The 2,972-nt window shown below is 48.8% G+C and carries 3 protein-coding genes; all 3 read right to left on the bottom strand.

Annotation, left to right across the window (positions count from 1 at the left end):
• Positions 1 to 177: 177 nt before the first annotated feature.
• Genes argR through HW443_RS10300 form a run of 3 tightly spaced genes read right to left on the bottom strand, consistent with a single transcriptional unit; the run spans position 178 to position 2,811 of the window.
• Positions 178 to 636: an arginine repressor gene (argR, locus tag HW443_RS10290; RefSeq protein WP_176229096.1), complete on the bottom strand. Its 459-nt coding sequence runs from the start codon at positions 634 to 636 to the stop codon at positions 178 to 180.
• Positions 637 to 654: 18 nt separating this feature from the next.
• Positions 655 to 1,590 carry an ornithine carbamoyltransferase gene (argF, locus tag HW443_RS10295; RefSeq protein WP_176238158.1) on the bottom strand — a complete coding sequence of 312 codons (936 nt, stop codon included), beginning with the start codon at positions 1,588 to 1,590 and terminating at the stop codon, positions 655 to 657.
• 9 nt (positions 1,591 to 1,599) lie between these two features.
• Entirely contained in the window at positions 1,600 to 2,811 is a 1,212-nt protein-coding gene (locus HW443_RS10300) for an aspartate aminotransferase family protein (RefSeq protein WP_176236015.1), read from the bottom strand.
• Positions 2,812 to 2,972 lie beyond the last annotated feature (161 nt).

Consider the following 2,972-nt stretch of genomic DNA (forward strand, 5'->3'; position numbering starts at 1 on the left):
AAAATAACCCAATTTTCATGCGACGTGGTGCGCCGCGGTGCATGGGCGATTCCTTTGAAAATAACATAATTTTCATGCGACGTGGTGCGCCACGGTGCATGGGCGATTCCTTTAAACCTGATTGTTCTTGATACGGTCACCATCCCATGAATCATGAAAATATTGGCTATTTTCTAATTAATAGCTTAACAATTTGTGGTAAAAATCTTGGGCTTCTTCATTATTCCTGGATATGACCAGAATGGTGTCGTCACCTGCCAGGGTGCCCACCACTTGAGAAAAGCCAATGTCATCTATAGCCGCAGCAAGACTGTGAGCGCTACCCGGAGTCGTCTTTATAACTACCTGGTTCATCACTACCTCCGCTGAAATCAGGGAATCCTCCACTCGCTTTCGGAGAGACTTTAACTTATCCTGAGACAAGGAAAGTCTGTTTGTGCTCTCTATGGCATAACTTACTTTCCCATCTCTGTTTTTTATCTTTGCCAGACCCAGACTCTTTATGTCCCGAGAGATGGTGGCCTGGCTCACTTCGATACCCACCTGAGCCAGTTTCCTGGCCAGCTCTTCCTGAGTGTTAATTTTGTTCTGAGCCACTATCTCCTGTATAATTCTCAGCCTCTCTTTTCTTGCCATATCCTGGTCTAACCCTGCCTACTGATACAGAAATTTAAGGACTGCCTTCTGGGCGTGAAGACGGTTTTCTGCCTGATCGTAAATGACACATCTCGGGTGGGACATAATCTCATCCGTGATCTCCTCTCCCCGGTGAGCAGGAAGACAATGCATTATGATGGCATCCTCCCTGGCCCGGGAGATCAGTCGGGAGTTTATCTGAAAAGGGCCAAAAATTCTAGCCCGTTCCTCTTGGTCCCTCTCCTGGCCCATGCTAGCCCAGACATCAGTATAGAGCACATCGGCTCCCTGCACAGCTTCCCCAGGATTGTGGCTGATCAGGGCCGTCAGGCCAGAGCGGTTGGCTATCTCCTGGGCCAGAGCTATCACATCTTCGGCCGGCTCGTAGCCCGGGGGGCAACATATGGTTACATCCATCCCCACTTTGGTCATTCCGATAAGGATTGAATTAGCCACATTGTTGCCGTCCCCCAGATAAACTAGCTTTAGGCCTGGCAATCTTCCTTTCTTCTCTTTTATAGTCAAAATATCGGCCAGGATCTGGCAGGGATGGAACTTATCGGTAAGAGCATTGATGACCGGAATATCACCAGATCGGGCATACTCCTCGATCTCTTCCTGAGCAAAGGTCCGGATAACCAACCCATCCACATAGCAAGAGAGAACTCTGGCGGTATCTTCAATGGTCTCTCCGCGGGAAAGTTGGAGATCCTGAGCGCTCAGGAAAAGAGGATATCCACCCAGATCACTAATAGCCACCTCAAAGGAGACCCGAGTTCTGGTAGAGGGCTTGGTAAAAAGGAGAGCTATGCACTTTCCTTTCAGAAATTGCTCCTCCACCCCCCTCTTGGAATTCTCTTTCATCTTCTCCGCCCAACTGATGATCTCCTCAATCTCCTGGCCGCTCAGATCTTTCAAGCCCAAAAGGTCTTTCTTTTTCTTTCTCTCCAACAGACAACCTCCTTAATGCTGTTTTTCCAGTTTTATCAGGACCTGGTTCAGAAAATCTATTAACCTCTCTATGGCTGACTCTTCGATGGTCAGAGGGGGCAGGAAGCGAATCACTCGGGGAGTCAGGCCATTGAGCACCAGGCCCTCCTCAAGGCCCTGTCTGACTATCTCCTCAGCTATATCCCCTTTGAACTCCATAGCCAGCATGAGACCCTTACCCCTCACCTGACTGATAAATTGAGGCCACTTTCTATGTAGCTCCTTAAGCCTTTCCATAAAGAACTCTCCTGTTCTTTTGGCCCGGCTGGATAGATCTTCCTCCAGGATTATCCTCAGAGTAGCCAGGGCAGCAGTACAGGCCAGAGCATTACCCCCAAAGGTAGAACCATGAGAGCCCACATCAAAGACTTCCCAGAGAGGATCCCTGGCCATCATTACTCCTATGGGCACTCCTCCTCCCAGGCCTTTGGCCAGAGTGAGGATATCCGGCTCTATCCCATAATGCTGATAAGCAAAGAGCTCTCCGGTGCGACCCATGCCAGTTTGGATTTCATCAATGATGAGGAGCAAGTTGTGATCGTTACAGAGTTTTCTTACCTTACCCAGGAAGCTTTGATCAGGGACAATAACTCCTCCTTCACCCTGGATGGGCTCAATCATGACCGCACAGTCCTTTTCACTAATAGCTTTCTCCATCTCTTCCACATTATTGAAAGGAACGTGCTTGAAACCAGGAGTAAGAGGTGCAAAGGACTTCTGTTTGGACAGTTGTCCAGTAGCTGCCAGCGTGGCGAGAGTGCGGCCGTGGAAGGAGTTGTAAGCAGTGATAATTTCGTATCTGTTCTCCCTGAATTTCTGGCGAGAATACTTCCTGGCCAGCTTTATGGCCGCCTCATTGGCCTCAGCTCCACTGTTAGCCAGAAAGGATCTCCCTCCTATAGTCAAACGACTCAGAAGCTCCGCCAGCTCTACCTGAGGGCAGTTGTAGAAAAGGTTGGAGGGCTGGATTATCTCTCTGGCTTGCTCCACGATAGCCTCTACCACCCTGGGATGAGAGTGCCCCACGCTACATACTCCGTATCCAGCAATGAAATCAAGATATTCCTTCCCCTCCACATCCCAAAGATGATAATCCTCCCCTCTCTGGAAAACCACAGGCAGCCGGGCATAGGTGGCCATAAGATACTTATTTCCTTTATTGATAATTTCCTCAGTATTGCTCATATATCCTCCCCCGAGCTCTTCGGCAGTATCGATCTCTTCATCAGAGTACGGAAGACACAGGAAACGGTTATCATACCCGCCTCTACAGACGAGGAGTTCCCTAAATTAACCCTACAACGTCATTTACCTGAATACATACAATATGTTGTGGTTCAATTAAA

The sequence above is a fragment of the Candidatus Hakubella thermalkaliphila genome, assembly GCF_013281975.1.
GTDB classification, from domain to species: domain Bacteria; phylum Actinomycetota; class Humimicrobiia; order Hakubellales; family Hakubellaceae; genus Hakubella; species Hakubella thermalkaliphila.

Bases quoted from the DNA above. Each gene is read 5' to 3' on its own strand.
- HW443_RS10300 (WP_176236015.1), bottom strand. From the start codon at position 2,811: ATGAGCAATACTGAGGAAATTATCAATAAAGGAAATAAGTATCTTATG.
- argR (WP_176229096.1), bottom strand. From the start codon at position 636: ATGGCAAGAAAAGAGAGGCTGAGAATTATACAGGAGATAGTGGCTCAG.